19 protein-coding genes are annotated in these 18,611 nt (G+C 32.6%); 8 read left to right on the top strand and 11 right to left on the bottom strand.

Annotated elements, in window-relative coordinates:
- Positions 1-257: 257 nt before the first annotated feature.
- The 3 genes from ACRBBL_RS02250 to lysS all read right to left on the bottom strand — a co-directional run bounded on the left by ACRBBL_RS02250 (position 258) and on the right by lysS (position 3,795).
- Positions 258-1,253, bottom strand: coding sequence for a hypothetical protein (locus ACRBBL_RS02250; protein WP_431367412.1), 996 nt, complete (start codon positions 1,251-1,253; stop codon positions 258-260).
- A gap of 98 nt (positions 1,254-1,351) precedes the next feature.
- Entirely contained in the window at positions 1,352-1,582 is a 231-nt protein-coding gene (locus ACRBBL_RS02245; RefSeq protein ID WP_431367411.1) for a hypothetical protein, read from the bottom strand.
- Positions 1,583-2,109: 527 nt separating this feature from the next.
- Positions 2,110-3,795: a lysine--tRNA ligase gene (gene lysS / locus ACRBBL_RS02240; protein WP_431367410.1), complete on the bottom strand. Its 1,686-nt coding sequence runs from the start codon at positions 3,793-3,795 to the stop codon at positions 2,110-2,112.
- Positions 3,796-3,967: 172 nt separating this feature from the next.
- On the opposite strand from lysS, the gene ACRBBL_RS02235 reads away from it, so the two are divergent.
- The 6 genes from ACRBBL_RS02235 (at position 3,968) to ACRBBL_RS02210 (ending at position 7,222) form a co-directional block, all read left to right on the top strand.
- A complete protein-coding gene (locus ACRBBL_RS02235; RefSeq protein WP_431367409.1) occupies positions 3,968-4,129 on the top strand; it encodes a YqaE/Pmp3 family membrane protein in 162 nt (53 codons plus the stop codon).
- Between the two features lie 21 nt (positions 4,130-4,150).
- Positions 4,151-4,900 (top strand): hypothetical protein, encoded by a 750-nt coding sequence (locus ACRBBL_RS02230; protein WP_431367408.1) that lies wholly within the window; start codon positions 4,151-4,153, stop codon positions 4,898-4,900.
- A 102-nt stretch (positions 4,901-5,002) separates the two neighbouring features.
- The gene (gene lipB / locus ACRBBL_RS02225; RefSeq protein ID WP_431367407.1) at positions 5,003-5,716 is read left to right on the top strand and encodes a lipoyl(octanoyl) transferase LipB; all 714 of its coding nucleotides are present in this window, start codon (positions 5,003-5,005) and stop codon (positions 5,714-5,716) included.
- The gene (locus ACRBBL_RS02220) at positions 5,713-6,189 is read left to right on the top strand and encodes a hypothetical protein (RefSeq protein ID WP_431367406.1); all 477 of its coding nucleotides are present in this window, start codon (positions 5,713-5,715) and stop codon (positions 6,187-6,189) included. Before lipB ends, ACRBBL_RS02220 begins: the two co-directional genes overlap by 4 nt.
- A gap of 40 nt (positions 6,190-6,229) precedes the next feature.
- The gene (locus tag ACRBBL_RS02215; protein WP_431367405.1) at positions 6,230-6,724 is read left to right on the top strand and encodes a hypothetical protein; all 495 of its coding nucleotides are present in this window, start codon (positions 6,230-6,232) and stop codon (positions 6,722-6,724) included.
- Positions 6,725-6,736: 12 nt separating this feature from the next.
- A complete protein-coding gene (locus ACRBBL_RS02210; protein WP_431367404.1) occupies positions 6,737-7,222 on the top strand; it encodes a hypothetical protein in 486 nt (161 codons plus the stop codon).
- Positions 7,223-7,316: 94 nt separating this feature from the next.
- On the opposite strand, the gene ACRBBL_RS02205 is transcribed toward ACRBBL_RS02210, so the two are convergent.
- The 3 genes from ACRBBL_RS02205 to ACRBBL_RS02195 form a co-directional block, all read right to left on the bottom strand.
- Positions 7,317-9,764 (bottom strand): hypothetical protein, encoded by a 2,448-nt coding sequence (locus tag ACRBBL_RS02205; RefSeq protein ID WP_431367403.1) that lies wholly within the window; start codon positions 9,762-9,764, stop codon positions 7,317-7,319.
- Between the two features lie 263 nt (positions 9,765-10,027).
- Positions 10,028-10,609 (bottom strand): hypothetical protein, encoded by a 582-nt coding sequence (locus ACRBBL_RS02200; RefSeq protein WP_431367402.1) that lies wholly within the window; start codon positions 10,607-10,609, stop codon positions 10,028-10,030.
- Positions 10,610-10,623: 14 nt separating this feature from the next.
- Positions 10,624-10,947, bottom strand: coding sequence for a hypothetical protein (locus tag ACRBBL_RS02195; RefSeq protein ID WP_431367401.1), 324 nt, complete (start codon positions 10,945-10,947; stop codon positions 10,624-10,626).
- A gap of 98 nt (positions 10,948-11,045) precedes the next feature.
- Between ACRBBL_RS02195 and ACRBBL_RS02190 the strand changes: the two genes are divergently transcribed.
- Positions 11,046-11,234 (top strand): hypothetical protein, encoded by a 189-nt coding sequence (locus ACRBBL_RS02190; protein WP_431367400.1) that lies wholly within the window; start codon positions 11,046-11,048, stop codon positions 11,232-11,234.
- 115 nt (positions 11,235-11,349) lie between these two features.
- Here the strand turns inward: ACRBBL_RS02190 and ACRBBL_RS02185 are convergent, their stop codons facing one another.
- From ACRBBL_RS02185 to ACRBBL_RS02165, 5 genes are all read right to left on the bottom strand, one after another.
- Positions 11,350-11,880, bottom strand: coding sequence for a hypothetical protein (locus tag ACRBBL_RS02185; protein WP_431367399.1), 531 nt, complete (start codon positions 11,878-11,880; stop codon positions 11,350-11,352).
- A gap of 90 nt (positions 11,881-11,970) precedes the next feature.
- Complete coding sequence (locus tag ACRBBL_RS02180) at positions 11,971-13,359, bottom strand: S41 family peptidase (RefSeq protein WP_431367398.1); 1,389 nt, start codon at positions 13,357-13,359, stop codon at positions 11,971-11,973.
- Between the two features lie 83 nt (positions 13,360-13,442).
- Complete coding sequence (locus ACRBBL_RS02175) at positions 13,443-14,969, bottom strand: dienelactone hydrolase family protein (protein ID WP_431367397.1); 1,527 nt, start codon at positions 14,967-14,969, stop codon at positions 13,443-13,445.
- Between the two features lie 50 nt (positions 14,970-15,019).
- Entirely contained in the window at positions 15,020-15,394 is a 375-nt protein-coding gene (locus tag ACRBBL_RS02170) for a hypothetical protein (protein ID WP_431367396.1), read from the bottom strand.
- A 53-nt stretch (positions 15,395-15,447) separates the two neighbouring features.
- Positions 15,448-16,044, bottom strand: a complete 597-nt coding sequence (locus ACRBBL_RS02165; RefSeq protein WP_431367395.1) for a ribonuclease HII — start codon at positions 16,042-16,044, stop codon at positions 15,448-15,450.
- Positions 16,045-16,247: 203 nt separating this feature from the next.
- Between ACRBBL_RS02165 and ACRBBL_RS02160 the strand changes: the two genes are divergently transcribed.
- Positions 16,248-18,221: a putative porin gene (locus ACRBBL_RS02160; protein WP_431367394.1), complete on the top strand. Its 1,974-nt coding sequence runs from the start codon at positions 16,248-16,250 to the stop codon at positions 18,219-18,221.
- The last annotated feature ends 390 nt before the right edge of the window (positions 18,222-18,611 follow it).

The raw sequence follows: 18,611 nt of genomic DNA, 5'->3' as shown, positions 1-18,611 counted from the left end.
TAATATGAAAGTAGTTCTCGATACATTTTATCTCCATTTTATTCTGATAAAACACTCGAACAGACGTTTGGAGAATTGAAGTCTAAGTTTATTGGTCAATTTGGTGATTCGTCAATTTGAAAATAAAGTTTTATTTTAAAGTTCACTTATTAAAATACCAAGAGCGAAGCGATCTAAGAGATTCCCGCATCCGCGGGAACAAGTCTAAAAGCGATAGCGGTCTAAAAGCAAAGCGCATCTAAGTAAGTCTAAGAAGTTTATCGAATTTTCAAATAATAGTCTAAATACTTTTTCAAATAATGAAAATCAAAACGATGTCCCTTCTTTTCTTTGGAAAGAAAATGGAAAAAATAGTACGTATCTCCAGCATCTACTAAAGTAGCTACACCATGTACATCAAAATTGAGAATTTTAATTTGAAAGGATTTTTCTTCAATTTGTAAGCCTTTAAATGTATATGTTTTAGTGTCTTTATAAGAAAATTGACTTCCAAAAGTTCTTCGTGCTAACTTCTTTCGTAAATCTTCCCATTGTTGTGTTATAGATTTATTTGGTAGCTTTTTAACGCGATTGTAAAAGAAACAATATTTAGAAAACTTGGCAAGAAGTTGTGTTGCTTCTGAAAATGATGTGTCATACAAATGAAAGCCTTTAAACAAACGTACATTAACATTTGGAAGAATAGGAAACAGTGAATCTTTTTTTAATTGTGCCACTTCACGCATAGGAGCAGATAATCCATAAATTAACAGTGCAGGATTTTTTGCAATCAATCTGTTTACACGTTTATTTTGTTGCTGTTTAATTTTTACAAGAATAGGCTCTTCTTTTATTGTAGGAGGCGAATCTGTAACACGACCAATTCCAATAACAAGTTTAATGATAAATATAATTACAACGGCTGCAATTGGTAATTGGTAATTGAAACAACCAGATTTGTTTTCAGGAATAATTTTTCGATGCGTATATTTTTTCTCTTGATTCTCGTCAACTTCAAAACTTTTTAATCGATCAATAGTGTTTGAGTTTGAACTTGAAGATGAAGTTGAACTTGAACTTGAAGATGAATTCGAGTTTGAACTTGAACTAGAAGATGAAGTTGAACCTGAATTTACTGTTGAGTCTTTAGCAGGTTCTGAGTCATCATGAGAAGTTTTAGATTCAGTTTTTGAGCTAAAGCCAAACTTTCGTTCCGAATGTTTTTTCGAACGATTTCGTTTTTTATTGTATTCTGAACGTCTGGAACGTTTCACGTATAGTTGGTTTCAATGTTGAAGCTAAAGATATAAAAATGTAACTAGATTATAGTATGCTAAAAAAAAACGAGCCGAAGCTCGCTTTATATTTTAAATCATGGACAAAATGGTTGTGTTCCATTTGGACATGTACTGTTGCATGGTACTTGAGTCGCTTGTCCAAATATAATGCAGAAGCATGGCATTGGATCATTATTTCCACCGCTTCCGCCACCGCCGCCAGGACCTGAAATTGGATCTGGATTAAAAAGTCCTCCATTTACTTTTACTTGCTCAGTTTTGTTTAGTGTTTTAGTTCCACTAATTGATAAAATCTTTTTTAACATGATTTATAGTTTTTGGTTAAACAATGAATTAAAAGTAATCGGAATTAAATATGGAACAAAAGAGTTGTAGTCGTGATTTATGAATTCTGGACTACTAGTAGAGATGTTGGTTTTTTTTAATTCTATTTAGTGGGCACTTTTATTTATTATTTAGCGCCAAAAACAGGACTAGTTATAAATGAAAAAAGCAAACTTTCGTTTGCTTGGTTTATAAAATAATTAATTATAGATTTTTTCTAATCTTTGAAATGAGGTGATCAATTATAAGTGAAAAACAAATAATTGAAACACTAATGATAGGAATACTCATTATATAAATTGTTTAAAACTCTTGGAAGAGTGATTGTATAGTAACGAGGCGTAAATCAATAATAAAACAATTAAAAAGCGAAATTCCCTACAGTATTAAGGCAACTTTTTCAAATCTTTTTATTTAATGACATAAAAAAAGGAACTGTAATTTACAGTTCCTTTTAAAATCTTATATAAAGTACATTGAGCGGAGTCGAAATGTACTTTCTTTGAAATTAGACAATCTCTACAAAAAGACCATCATCTGTTTTCTCTACTTTTGCGAGATTATTTTTTGTCAATTCTTTAACTGACTTGTCCCACTTTTTATTTGATAATCCAGCTTGTGCTTTTAAATCTGCCAACGGTAACTTTTCAGCTTTCTTTAAAATTTCTAAGACAGCTTTTGCTTCGTCAGTTAAGGCAACTTGCTTTTTCTCTGGACGCATTTGCGGGAAGAACAATACTTCCTGAATTGATGGATTGTTGGTTAAATACATAATTAAACGATCCATTCCAATTCCTAAACCAGATGTTGGTGGCATTCCATATTCTAATGCGCGAATAAAGTCATTGTCAATAAACATAGCTTCATCATCACCTTTTTCAGAAAGTTTCAATTGTGCCTCAAAACGTTCACGTTGATCAATTGGATCATTTAACTCTGAATATGCATTTGCGATTTCTTTACCGCAAACCATTAATTCAAAACGTTCTGTTAACTCTGGATTGTCGCGGTGTACTTTACACAACGGACTCATATCTTTAGGGTAATCTGTAATGAATGTTGGCTCAATATAGTTTCCTTCACATTTTTCACCGAAAATTTCATCGATCAATTTTCCTTTCCCCATAGTTCCATCAACTGCAATTCCCATGCCTTTGGCAGCTTCAAACAATTCTTCTTCAGACTTTCCAGTAATGTCAAATCCTGTAAAATCAATGATCGATTGCGTCATTGTTACACGTTTGTATGGTGCTTTAAAATCAATTTTATGTTCACCAAACGTTGCAGTTGTTTCACCATTTACGGCAATTGCACAGTGCTCTAGTAAACTTTCTGTGAAGTCCATCATCCAATTGTAGTCTTTGTAGGCTACATATATTTCCATTGCTGTAAATTCTGGATTGTGCGTACGATCCATTCCTTCGTTACGGAAGTTTTTAGAAAATTCGTATACACCATCAAATCCACCAACAATCAATCTCTTCAAATACAATTCATTGGCAATTCGCATATATAATGGAATGTTCAATGAGTTGTGATGTGTTACAAACGGACGTGCCGCAGCTCCACCAGGAATTGGTTGTAAAATGGGTGTTTCAACTTCAAAATAACCTGCCTCATTAAAGAAATTACGCATGGCGTTGAATAACTTCGTACGCTTTACAAAAACTTCTTTTACTTCAGGATTTACCACTAAATCAGCATAACGCTGGCGGTAACGTTGTTCAGGATCGTCAAACTTATCATATACAACTCCATCTTTTTCTTTTGGAAGTGGTAATGGTTTTAAAGCTTTACTAAGTAACGTAAAATTCTTTACCATTACTGTTTTCTCTCCAACTTGTGTTGTAAATAATTCACCTTCAATTCCTATAAAATCTCCTAAATCTAATAGTTTCTTAAAAATGTCATTATATAAGGTTTTGTCTTCTCCAGGACAAATTTCGTCTCTATTAAAATACACTTGAATTCTTCCTTCTGCATCTTGAATTTCTGTGAAAGAAGCTTTTCCTTGCACTTTTTTACGCATCAATCTACCTGCAAGGATCACCTGTTTACCTTCTGCAAATGTTTCCTTTATCTGTTTCGAAGTATGATTTACAGGATAAAGATTTGCTGGATAAGGGTTAATGCCGAGTTCGCGTAACTTTGAAAGTTTTTCTCTGCGAACGATTTCTTGCTCTGATAATTGCATAATATTATGTGTAAATTTAAGTTTGCAAAGATAGATACATTTTGGAAGTATACCAATGTATTGATTTGGAAATATTTAAAGTTGTAAAACTTTGTAAATACAAGGAATCGTGTAACATTTTTGCTGTTTTTCAGTCTTACAAGTATCATCAGTCATCAAGCAAAGTAATAACATGAGTATATGGAGAGTATTATTGACAATTATATTTCCGCCGCTATCTGTTTTGGATAAAGGTTGCGGATCTATTATAATTGTCTTTATTTTGTGGATCTGCGGATGGGTTCCTGGAACCATTGCAGCTTTAGTTATATTAAATAATCCAGACCGACATTAACAATAACTTAATTAAATTACTATGAAAAAAATCTATTTAGGACTTTTAGTCGCAATCATCACATTTTGCACAAGCTGTGAATTCTCTGAAACGATTTATATCAATGAAGATGGATCAGGAAAAATGTCTCTTTATTTCGACGGTTCAGAAATAATGCAAATGGCAGGAAGTCAAATAACAGGTGGTAGAGAAGAGTCTATCGATTCTATGATATCATTCAAAGAATTATTTTCCAAACAAAAATTGGATATGTCTAAACTTTCTAAAGAAGAAAAAAAACAATTGGAAAGTTTAAATAGACTGAATATGCACATGGTGATGGACACCAAAAAAAGTAAAATGAACCTTGATGTTTTTATGGATTTTGATAATATCAACAATTTACAAGAAACGTATGACGGTTTAAATAAGCTTGCGGAAATGAGTAAGCAATATGGTGGAATGGGAAATTCAAATCCACTAGCAGGTATAAATCCTGAGGAGATAACTTCGATGAAATATTCATATAAGAACAATGTTTTTAAACGTGCATTTAGCGTCTTAGATAAAAAAATGATAGATTCTCTGAAAGGAAATCTAGGGCAAGCAGAAATGATATTAGCTTCATCAAGCTACAAATTAGACTATCATTTTCCTAGAAAAATAAAATCAGTTTCTTTAAAAGATGCTGTTATTGGGAAAGATGGGAAGAGTTTTACAGTAGAAATCAACTTTATGGAATTTTTGGATAATCCGGAAGTCTTAAATGTTGAAGTTGAATTAGAAAAATAAGAACTCCATTTTTAGAAATATAAAAAAGAGGAATTACACACTTGTAGTTCCTCTTTTTTAATAATATAATATCGTATTTTTGTACTTGTAAATATGCAGACATTGAATAAGACAATACAAGTACAGGATTTAGGCACGAAAGATTATAAGGAAACGTGGGATTTTCAAGAAGATTTATTCAAGGAAATTGTAGACACCAAAATTAAGAATCGACGTCAAGACGCAGGTTTGGAAACGAAAAATCATTTTTTGTTTGTAGAACATCCGCATGTGTATACGTTGGGGAAAAGTGGCGATATGTCTAATTTGTTGTTGGACGAAACGCAACTAGCTGCAAAAGGTGCTACTTTTTATAAAATTAATCGTGGTGGCGACATTACCTATCACGGACCCGGACAAATTGTAGGCTATCCTATTTTAGACTTGGAAAATTTCTTTACAGATATTCATAAATACTTACGATTGTTAGAAGAAATGATTATTCTAACCTTGGCAGAATATGGTTTGAAAGCTACTAGGAGCGAAGGAGAAACAGGCGTTTGGCTTGATGTTGGAACACCATTTGCGCGTAAAATTTGTGCTATGGGCGTTCGTGCGAGTCGCTGGGTAACCATGCACGGTTTTGCTTTGAATGTAAATGCCGATTTAGGATACTTTGATAATATTATTCCATGTGGAATTAGAGGAAAAGCAGTAACTTCTTTACATGTTGAATTGGGGAAAATGCAAATTGATGAAGCAGAAGTGAAAGAAAAACTATTGCGTCATTTTGAAACACTTTTTGAAGCTGAACTTGCACATCAAACTGTAAAATGAAACTTGTAAAAATAGGATTGCTCATTTTTACAGTAGTTATCACAATACTACTTTTTATATTTAGCTATGTAATGTATTTAGATTTAAGAAGTTTTCAAGGTGCTGTTTCAGCATTATTCTTCTTAGCTTGTACAAGTTCGTTTAGTATTTATTTTCATGTAAAAACCTTACGCTATTATCCGTTATTCATTTTTGGGAAAACGATAGAAGAACTTTCAAAACAATATTGGGCATTACATATTTCATTTGGGCTTATTAATTTGGTATTAGGTTTAGGAATTTTGTTTCCTAAGATTGTGAACGGAACCTTTGATATATATTCTCTAAGTATAATTTTATCTATTTGTTTTATCATTTTCGGATTGGTTTCGCTATTAGAAACCTATAAATTAAATCGTTTTGTTACCATCTATAAACGTAGACGAGAACAACACGAAGAAATAGAAAATATAAAAGGCATTAATGAATCTTAGTAATGAAAGTCTTATATTTAAGTTTCAAAAATAACTTACATTGACCAAAACAATTATTCAAAAATCTATAAAATTTTTCATCATTGCTTTTACTATTATTGCAACAGGTGGCATGTTATTTATTTTTATTAATTCGTTTTCACGTAATACAATGGCGGGTGTTTTTGATTACATTCTTTTAGGCATTGCTTTTGTATCAGGAATTATGAGCATTAGTTTTCATATAAAGACATATTCATATTATAGTAAAATTAAGCGAAAGCAAAACATTCATAAATTATTTTGGATTGCCGCTTTAATTGTACCAGGTTATATTTTATATATTATTGAAGAAACATTTGTTAACTATTTTTACGGAACAAATGCTACAATAGGACAAGATATAACTGGTTTTATCTTTATTCTGATTATTCTATTTTTTAGTTTAGTAAGTATTATAGAAGTTTTTTTCATGTTTAAAAGAATACAAAAACGCCACGAAAATTTATCTTTGGAGCAAGAATTAGACAATATTGGTAATAATTCCATTTTATAAGTAACCAACTGTATGCGTGTATTTAAAATTCTTTTGATCATCTTTTCTATCATCATTGTCGGTGTGGTCGTATACATTGTTGGATTTCAGTTCACAAAAGAAAATTTTTCAAGAATCCCATATTACGTACACATCCATTTAGTTTTAGCTTTTTTGTTTTCGGTTACAAATATTCTTTATCACATAAAAAGTTTCCGTTTTTACAGGCGAAAAGAAAAGCGACGATTAGAAAAGAAAGTACATAAGCTTTTGTGGGTTGGGACTATTTGCTGTTCTACTTTCCTTATATATATTGGAGCAGGAATTTTATATTCAATGATTATTAGTATCAGTTATGGATTTAGTGTGAATACACAAGATTTATATTCAATATTTATATTTTTCATTCCTGGATTTTTAGGTTTTTTAGAAACTTCCTTGCTAAGAAAGCGCATTCGACGCTTGCGTGTTGAAAGCGATGTTTATGAAGAAATTGATACTATAGGAACGGAAATATAGTTTAGACTTCTTAGACTTTTTTAGATGATTAGGTTGTTATGATTTTGAAGAAAAAATATACTTTACCAAATACCAAATACCAAATACCAAATACCTAATTCAACTTATACACCAATACCGTATTATTTTCTCCTTTAGTGACCAATTCCAGTTTGTTGTCTTTATCAAAATTACCTAAATCAATAGCAGAACTTCCAAAAGCAGGAAAGCCCGCAATAGGTTTAGCATTGCTATCAAATAAGTATACTTTTTGGGCGTCTTTGTCTGTAATTGTCACATAAATTTTATTTCGAATAATAAAAATATTGGGTTTGCTATACGAACCAAAATCGAGTTCCACGGTTTTGTCTTTGATACGTAACTTATTCTCAAAGAAACTTACCAGCGTTTTACTCGTCATTACAACATCATGACTTTCTTCTACAGGCAATTTTGTTTGTTGAATTTGTCCTTTTCCATCTACTTGAATCAAATTTCCATTACGATCAGATGTCGTGAAAAGGTTGTTATGAATGTATATGGTATTGTTTGAAAATTGAATATTTTTCTTTGGCGTAATTCTCGGTTTCCCTGTACGTGATAAAATATGTAATTTCCCGTTGCTTTCTTGAAACGTAATGTAATCTTTAGAACGAACTCTAAAATGCTGTGGCGGATTTATGAAGTCATTCTCAGCTCCTGAAAACTTAAACCCAGAAACTGTTTTTCCTTTTTTATCGCGCATTGCAACCTTGTTTCCTTCTGTAAAGACAAAACGATAATTTTTCGATTTATCATAATCAAAAATAGCTACAGGTTGCGTATATGTAGATGTAGCTTTTGTAGGATATGGTTTTACATCTTTTCCGTTTCTATCTAATACATAAAAAGTTTGTGGCGTTGTTACTGCCAATTGCAAACGTCCGTTTTTATACAAATCTATTTGTGAAACTTTGCCTAAAATTGGTCCGTCCAATTGTTTTTTCCACAGTATTTTTCCTGCTGTAGAAATTAAATACAATACATTTTGATCGTCTTGCACAACAATTTCCTTGCGTTTAGTGATATGGTTTTTGACAAATTGCGGATCCGTTGCTACAGGATTATCCAAAACCACATTTAAGGCTTGTGAAACAGTATTTTTAGAAGGTTTTGTCGTATTTCGTTTTAAAATTCCGTGAACGTGCGCATAATTGCTTCCTTTTTCGTTGATAAATTGCAAAGCCGCAAATGGATACTCACTTATATTAATGCTAGAAATTTCTTTTTGATATGATTTTTTTGCGCTTTCCGCGAATGTTTTTTTGAAGTTTTCCAGATTGACAAAAGTTAGCAAAGACGATTCATCACTCAAATTTTTAATTGCTTCTTGATAATTTTTCTGATAAAACAATGTTTGTTCATCCTTATACATTCCAATCAACATTGCCAAATTGCGCAAATTATCTCCATCAGTAAATACAATATATTCATCTAAAACTACATAAAATTCGTTGCTGAAATCTTTTATAAAAGGAGAGAAGTGATCTTTAAAAAGTGATGCATCTTCGTTTTTATAAACCTTTGTATTTCGTACAGTGCTATATTCAGTGTTTGCTGTTAGTTGTGTGACAGATTCATTGCTAGGCGAAATAAAACGCAAACCTGTAAATGTGCCACCATTAAACTTAAAGCTTGTAACTTCTTCCAAAGCATCTAACAATGAGTTTTTCGTTTCTGGATGAAATTTTTCATACGCATCAAATGTAATAGATGTGAAATGTTCAAAGAATGGAGGAATCACTTTTGCCATTTTATATTCTCGCGGCATTGTATTGTTCAATGAACTCAGTGTGTGCGATAACGAGTCGTTCGCCGTAACAATTCCCGTAAAGGAAAGCTCGTCAGGCAAAATACTTATGTCAAGTGCCGCTTGTTCGCCAAAATTTGAAACAATATCGGTAGCTGCATTCGGAAATAATTTTTTCAATAAAGGTGCAACGTACTTCGGATTCGCTAATAGTGTAGCAGACTTCGTTTCATCAATAGTTGTATATACTTTTTTGAATGTCTCAGAAATTGCTGCTTTTTCATAGGAACGAATGCAATTTTCGATCAATACTTCAGAAGAAGAATTTACAAAAATACTATCTGTAATAAATGTATAATTTACACGATCGCCCAAAGTAGTTTTGGTAATTGAGTTGCCTTCGTAGGTAATTTTTTCAGTGGTAGCTTTCGCAAGAGAATCTAAGGCAATTAAATCGGGATGAAATTTTGTGACAAACAGATATTCAAAATTGCCTTTTTCCAATTCATTAATGGATAGTATAGATTTTGAATTGGGTTTTAAGTATTGCAAATAATTCAAAAAGTCATTAAAGTCTTTTTTAAATGAAGGTTTTCGAAATGATTTTAACAGCTTGTTGTTCTTTAATTCACTGCGGAAACTTTCAAAATTTTGAATTTGTACAATAGCAGCAGCGTTTTGTGGTACGTAGGCTACTAAAGAATATTCTTTAGGAGTCTCTGTGGTACAACCAATGCTTAGTATGGTAAGAAGAAGAATGAGAATTCTTTGCATGCAATATCTATTTTATAACATCTTATGATGTTGTTGCCCTTTTGTAAGGTATCTACAAAAATATAAAACTTACTAATTTATGAATTAGTATGAAGGCAATAGAATTACAGTTCTTATTAACAAATATCCAAACTGCACATTAGAGACACAGAAACTCCGTTATGTACTAAGAAGCTTTACGCTCTTTAGTGAAGATAGGTGTAAATTGTAGTGCAGCAAATAGAGAATGAGTGAAATGGTGTTTTGAGTGAGTTTGTAAAATGTTATTCTATTATTTCTTTAACAGATTTAGCTGAAATGTCAGATTGGATCATACAATCAAATGAATGTGCACTCCAAATTCCGCCACCAGCTTTTTGAAATATTTCTATGAATTCTTTTAAATCGTTTTCAGAGTTTATAATGAATAAGCCTTCAAGAGTGAATTGTGGTGATTTAATCCTATTGATAACTTCAGTAAGAGTCTCTCCAGTTAAGTATTTAATGCCAGATGCATCAATTTCGTCTAAAAGTTTACCAAATTCTTTTGCAATTTGATGTTGAATATTGATGAATACTTTTAATGGCCAACATGAATTGGGGACTTCAACCTTAATACCGTAGACAGTTTTTCCATTTTGTCTAAGTCCTAAAGCTCCAATTTTTTCCCATTTTTTATCAATAGAAAGTTTATTAGATAACTTTTCATCTTTAATTAGTTCAGGTTCTGAGCTATAGGTCTTAAAAGATATTTCTTTATTGGGATATATTAATATTCCTTTTCCGCGATAACAATCAGTAACTTTAATACCGTTTTTTAAAACTAGATTCAGTTTAGATTTATCTATAAAGTGTATAAAATCCATTCGATAAATTCAAATTATTTCGAATCAAGCGACATCACATAATCATAACTTTCGTCTAAATATTTGGCTAATGTGTCAATGTCAGAAAGCATATTATCAGGAATTAAGACATAGCCTTTCATGGTAGCTCCATGCGATTTGTAATAATCAGAATTAAACTCCTTAATGTATTTTTCTTGTACTTCTTTCGAATACCGAAAGCCAATTTCGCCAGCTTTATTCAACAAGCCAAACATGTGTCCGTTTGCAGAAGTGTAAATCATACTTTTGCCTTTTCGCGCAAAGCGAGGACATTTAGCGACAATAGCGTCAAAAATTTGAAGTCGTTCTTCCCACATAAAAAATAATTTAGAAAGCTAAAGTTACATTTTTTTAAAAATATGGGTAATGAATCTTTGATATAAACCCATATAGATGTAAACATAAAAAGAATCTTATGAAAAAGAGTGTAAAAAATCTATCGCTTACGAAGAGAAAAATTAGTTCGCTAAATCAATTTGAATTACATGGAGGATTAGCGGCATCTGCAACACCAACAATATTTTTGACCATTTCGCAATTAATCTGTCCTGCGGATGATAATAAAATGCCTGCAAAGCCAAAAGCTACTTCTGGTTGTCCTTAAGGTAAAGAAGTTTCAAAATAGTATCCCTAGTAATTCAGCATTTTGGACTTAACTTGTAACTATTTGCAAAATGCTGTTTGCTAGAATTTACTCAGAAATTATACTAAAGCGATTTTTAATTTTCAACAGGTTGCCATTCGGACAATTCTCTTTTAGGAATTTCGTTCTTTTTTTTCAGCCTTCCATCACAATGTTTGTAATAAGTGTTGTCATCTTCCTCTTCAATAGACTCGATATTGCATATAGGAATATTTAAGTCAGCTAGAATTAGCATTCTATCTTTAAGCGTTTTGTATTTGGTTTCTCCATATTCAAGGAGTATGCTGATTTTTGAATCGTTATGAATTGTGTATTTATTTTGAAATGGCTTGCATTTCATTCCATACACATTGAGCGTAATTTGACCTTTTATTATTTTATCAGAGCAAACTTTAATGTTACTAATTCCATCAAAATCTCCATGAATAACTCCAATTCGTTTTCCGCCAGATAAAATTTCAATCACAGAAGCAATTACAACATCATTTGATTCTTTTTCTATAGTTTGAAACTCAATTTCAATGATTTTGTTAGACTGTGCCTTTAAAGAAACGGTCGTAAAAAGTAACGTAAATAGAACTGCGTATACTAGTTTGATGGTTTTCATATTTCGGACAATTTAATTGATTCCGTTATATGCTCTTCAATTTTCATTCCGTTCTGAGTGTATCAGCATGAATTTATAGCTGAATCTTCTTTATTTCTGATCCATTAAAAATTCGATCGCTTTTTGCAACGCAGGATCTTTATTCTCTAAATAATCATTCAACGTTTTCTGAACTTTAATATCAGGTTTAATTCCATATCCGACAAATTCTCTACCATCAGGATACGTATCTTTTTTTGTGCAGACTCTTGCGCCTCCGCCATTAGGTAAATCGAACATAAAAGGTTGGCCTGTACTTCCAAAAGTCGGTTCGCCAATTTTAGTCATATGCTTCTGTTTGTCTGCATAAATTAAAAAATCTTCTGCCGCCGAAGCTGTATTGTGTCCTATTAAAATTGCGGTAGGAACTATAATTCTATTGCCTTTTAGAAGTCTTAAGTCATCTGTACTAATACTATCAGCGTAATATTCGAAATCATGATAATATTCATCTTTGTATGATAAAAACGCTTTCTTTTGCCAAGCATTATTAATTGTATCTTTTTCGGAAGCAAATTTCCCCCAAGCTTTAAATGAAGGAATGTGCAATCTACTTTGTGTTTTGGAACCATATAATACAACATCTTCGGTAAGGTGTTTAAATATTTCTTTTCCAATGTTGGTACTTCCGCCACCATTGTATCGTAAGTCTATAATGAGTTTCTTTGCTTTTTTTAATTCTGGAATTATTTCTTTGAACTTCATAGAAATCTCCCAGTTGGAGAACGAATTCAGCGCTACATAAGCGACATCATTCTCAAGCCATTTAAAATCTAATAACTCTCTTTCTTCAAAAGGAGGAAACACTTCTTTCTCTTCTGTTTTTGAGTGTGTAACTTTTAGCGTTTTTATTTTTCCATTAGGTAATTTTAGTTGTAGCTCGAAAGTTGTACCTACATATCCTTGTAACATTCTTTGAATACTCCAATCGTCTCGAATAAAATCTGTAGAAGAAGCAATATATGGACGTACGTTTTTCCTTAAATGCTTTTGAGTTGTTAATCCATTGACTTTTATAATTTCTGTACCGATTGGCAACTCTTCTTTTTTACTAGCATTAACGCGTGTCAATATTGCTTTGCCATCAATGTTTGATAAAAACAATCGATACTCCCCAAAATAGGTGTTGTAGATGCTGTCTTGAATTTTTTTGGGAAAGTATACATTGGTATGTCCGTCTTTTAAAGAAGCACAAAACCGTTGCAATAATCGGTAGTATTCATAATCGTTTTCTGTTTTTTGAACTTCTGAAATAAGCTTTTTATATAATTTATTCCATTCGGTTTTATCTACCTTGTCTAAATATATAAAGTTATAGTTTACTTCCTGCCAAAATTTGGAAAGTCCGTACACCTTATCTTCGTCGGATATTTTATTTGGAATCTGCGCAAAAAGTTGATGTGTGAATAGAATTAGGAATAAAGCCAGTGTATTTCTCATTTGAGATGTTTTTTTGGTTGATGTTTTAATTATGAGATATGATTCTTTATGATTGCACTAAATAGATATAACGGAAACTTGAGTTATTTATTTAATTCTTTCAGCCGATCGATAGCATTTTGATTTTCGGGATTCAACGCAAGCGATTTTTTAAAATTGATGATTGCGTTCTCTTTATCATTCAGAAACAAATACGCTTCCGCTAGACTGTCAAATAAATTCGCTGATTTTGGATAGAGATAAACGGCGAACTTAAATATTGAAATTCCTTGTTGTGACGTTTTTGGATTGAAAGTGAGTTGCAAGCCGAGATTGTTCAGTTTCCATTCGGGCAATTCTAAATTTGGATGTTTTTGAATTAGTTTTTTGTATGAAGCTTCTAAGTTTTGATAATGTTGTTTTGCTGCCAAATCATTAAAATCTTGAATTGTGAATGGTTTTTCGGTCGCTTTTTTTGATTCTTTTGAAAGGATATTTGACGAAATTCCGTTTTGCTCAGGTGTATTAGTCAGAAATTCTAAAGAAGTTTGATCGTTCTTTAAGTATGCATTTAAGAACTGTAATGTATAGTTTGAAACCAATTTATAAGAGGCGAGAATCTTTTCGTCACTTTTATCTTGTCGTTTGTCTCTTGGACGAAATAGAATGCCAAACGAGCTAAAATTTGAATGTGTCAAATCGTGAAACTTGAGTTTGTACGCATCACTATGAACTAAACTATCATAAAATTCGAATTCATAATTTAATTTCGGATCAATTTTATCAGCTTTCAATACCGTTTCTGGAATGTCCTTTTGTGCGAAATGTATAAAAGGAACATCAACTTTTTTGATATCATGAAAAGGAGATGCTTTTAAAACTTTATAATTGTACCGAATGCTTCCATCCAAACTCACAATTGCTTTGATGTAATCGTTGCGAAGTTGTGCCAATACATTAGACAATCCGCCAAAACTAAACCCCATGGTGGCAATCTTGCTAGTGTCTGCGTGTTCAAACTTTAAAACTTCTTGTAGTAGAAATTCAATATCACGTGCTTGGGCTTCCATATCTTTATGCGTTCCACCAGAAAAATATTTAATTTCTGCGCCGCGACTCGGACTCGAAATCACAATATATCCATGACTCGCTAAATATTCGCACAACACAAAATTTTCAATAGAAGACGCTTCATAACTCGGTGCATATATAATGACAGGGAACTTTTCTTTTGCAATGTTGCTTTTTACAAACGCTTTGGTTGTATTGTTAAGTATTGCTTTGTTGTGTGAATTATTGATAGGATAGGGAAACCAATTTAATAACTGTTCGTTTGGTAAATGTTCCCACTCGTGTTCGTTTTTAAAAATCTCTAAATAACTTAAAATAGTTGTCTTTTGTGAAGTTGTTTCTGTACTTGGATACCATATACTGATTAGAATTGGACGTAGAATTGTTTTATTTGTCCATTCAAAAACACGTTTATAGGTTCGTGTAGCATCAACTTTTTCATACTGTTTGAAACCTACTTGGTACGTTCCATGTTCAAGTTGAAAATCACTCGGCGAAATTTGCCCGAAAGACACATTCGTATAAAAAGCGACAAACAGAAATATAAAAAAAGCTCTCATATTGGTTGGTGTTTACCATAGAGAGCAGTATTTTTTATAAATGTTACAGTTTATTGCCTTTCAAAAATCATTAATGGGCCATCACTTTGGTATTGGTATCCAATATGTAGTTTGCCATCTTCAAAGAAATATTCGTACGGAATATCTAACAGTGTTATAGTTTCACCTCCTAAAGCAAAATAATATACACCAGAATCAAAAATTTGTAAAGTCTCATCTAATTCGTTTTCTACGATAAGTCTATTTTGCGAAAGATCAAAGAACCAAATATGATCTGCTTGAAAATTTGGTGGTGCGCACTCACAGGAGACATCAATCATTTTCCAAACGCCAGCAATTGGATTATTATTAGTAGAAATATCATCGTCATTATTGCAGGAAATTAGCAATCCGACAAGCAGGAATAAAAAAAATTTGGTTTTCATAATAATGGTTTAAGTTGTTAATGTACAAAATAAACGTGAAAACTCTTTAAAGATTATAAGTCAAGTGTATATTGTTCTGGAAGTAAACGAAATGACATACGGTGATACTTTGTTGTGCCGTACTTTTTAATAGCTTCGCGATGTTCTACAGTTGGATATCCTTTATTTTTCTTCCAATTGTACATAGGAAACTCTTCATGAATTTTTTCCATATATGCATCTCTATATGTTTTGGCTAACACAGAAGCAGCAGCAATATTCATATACTTTCCATCACCTTTAATAATAGTTTGATGCGGAATTTCTTTATACGGTTTAAATTTATTTCCATCTACAATAATATGTACTGGCGATATTGAAAGTTGGTCAATCGCTTTATGCATTCCCAAAATAGAAGCATTTAATATATTAATAACGTCAATTTCTTTAGGGAAAATATGTGCTACACCAAAAGTTACGGCTTCCAATTCAATAATAGGACGTAAAATTTCACGCTTCTTCTCACTCAACTGTTTGGAGTCGTTTAATATGTCATTCGAAAAACTTTCAGGTAATATAACAGCGGCTGCAGTTACAGGTCCAGCAAGACATCCGCGTCCTGCTTCGTCGGTTCCAGCTTCTAATCCATCTAATAATTGTAGTGCTAACATGCGTAAAATATCAAGAGACAAAACTATTCGTTCTGCAAGTCAAATCAAAATAGAAAAACAAAACATAGTCGCTTAAAAACAACAATTTATGATTTCAATAACAAATCTTGGCTTTTTATTTCGATCAAAAAGTATACTTTTGTTCCATACTAGCGTAAAATGTTTGATGACATGGAGAAGAACACGCTAAAAAAATCAAAGAAGTGAAGCACATCCTTTTCGTTATATTTATATGTATTACTGTTTCTGCTGTACAAGCGCAGGAAAAGTTTCAGCCAGTACCAGAGAAAAAACAAAAAATGAGTCAGCGAGGAGAAGAACCTATTAATAGGGAAAACAAAGGCTCTGAAAAAGATAAAACGGCGAAACGAAAAGAATACGACATCAATCTGTATAAAATAATCTCGCACGATCGTGACACAACGATTATCGATACAACACTAACCATTGAAAAAGAATACAAGTACAATTACTTGCGTAAAGATGATTTTGAACTGATAGCTTTTTCAAACTTAGGACAAACCTATAACAGTTTAGGATATTCATTTGACAGACCATCGGCATTTCCAAGCATAGGAATGCGCGCAAAACACTTTAACTACGATGAGGTGGAAGATGTGAAATATTTCAATGTGCCAACACCAACAACCGAATTGTTTTTTAAAACGGCGATGGAGCAAGGGCAATTATTGAATGCTTTCATTACGATGAATACATCTAAACGTATGAATTTCTCAATTGCTTACAAAGGAATGCGTTCGTTAGGGAAATATCAAAACATACTTAGTAGTTCCGGAAACTTTAGATTTACAGCAAACTACCGAACCAAAAATGATCGTTACGGATTGCGAGCACACTTCTATTCGCAAGATGTATTTAATGATGAAAATGGAGGACTGACTACAGAAGCAGTAACGGACTTTGAAACTGGAGTCGAAGAATTCACCGACCGTTCACGTTTATCGGTGCAATTTCAAGATGCAGAAAACATACTCGTAGGAAAACGATACTACCTAGAGCATGATTACAAAATAGTAAAACAAAAAGATTCGCTTCGAGATAACAATCTGCGTATTGGACATACGTTCAATTATGAAACAAAATATAACATTTACAATCAAACAAGCGCAAATGCATTGTTTGGAGATGCTTATGTAGGATCGGCGCTAAGAGATCGCTCACAATTACGAAAACTATTCAATCAAGCGAGTTTAAGTTATACTACAAAAACCTTTGGAGATGTAAAATTCAAAGCCAATCATACCAAATACGATTACTTCTTTGATAAAATACTGTATCTCTCACCAGATAATGTTGTGCCTAGCGGAATAGAAGGAGATGTAATCTCTATTGGAGGAGAGTGGCGACATACCATAGCAGGAATTGAACTCAAGGCTGATTTATTAGCAAATGTTTCAGGAGAACTTGGAGGGAACTATTTTACAGGTCGTGCACGATACAAATTCAATGATAATATAAAAGCAGAAGCTTCCATTGTAATCAATTCCAAAGCGCCAAACTTTAACTTCATCATCAATCACAGTGATTACATAAACTACAATTGGCGTAACAATCTCAAAAATGAGCGAACGCAAAGTATCAACTTCAGTCTAAAATCTAAAAAATGGGGAAATGCAGATGTTAGTTTCACCTCATTAGATAACTACACATACTTTTCAGGACTCACTGCTGGTGCGCAAGTATCGCCACAGCAAAGTCAAGATGCAATCACCTATCTAAAAGTAAAAGTTGGAAAAGAATTCCGCTACGGAAAATTTGCGCTCAACAACACAGTCATGTATCAACAAGTAACGCAAACTGGCGATGTATTCAATGTGCCTGAACTGGTAACAAGAAACACATTATACTATACGGACAAATGGTTCAAAAAAGCGCTTTTCATTCAAACTGGAGTTACATTCAGTTACTTCACAGAATACTTCGGAAACGCATATAGTCCATTACTAGGAGAATTCTACAGTCAAAATCAACAAAAAATTGGAGGTTTCCCACGATTTGATGTATTTATCAATGCCAAAGTAAGACGTACACGAATCTACTTCAAGTTAGAGCACTTAAACTCTTCCTTTACAGGATACAACTTTTTCGCTGCACCAAATCAACCATATCGCGATTTCGTTGTCCGCTTTGGACTTGTATGGAACTTCTTTTCATAAAAAAATAATCCAACACCTGTCACATTGAGCGCAGTCGAACTGCAACCCCAACCAAAGACTCAATACCTAACAAAGTTCACTGAGCGGAGTCGAAGTGAAGTGGGGTTCCCATTTTCTTTTTGATTAAAAAAAGAAAACTGGTCACGCTTTCGCCAGTCGCTCTCACTAATTCGAATATATACTATAGTATCTACATTATATAGGACGCTGAGCGGAGTCGAAGCGAGGAGCTCCAACAAAGTCTCAAATGAACATTCACGATTTCCAATTTAATAAATATAAGTATCAATGAGTAATCGTTAACCCGAATCAAAGTACATATTATATAATGATAAGAAACTATAGTATGTATAAAGACAAAGCAGAAACAAAAAAGGAGCAAGGCGACCA

The organism is Kordia sp. (genome assembly GCF_050633145.1).
GTDB lineage: Bacteria > Bacteroidota > Bacteroidia > Flavobacteriales > Flavobacteriaceae > Kordia.
Note: the sequence above shows the minus strand (reverse complement) of the source record. Positions and strands in the feature narration are given on the sequence as shown.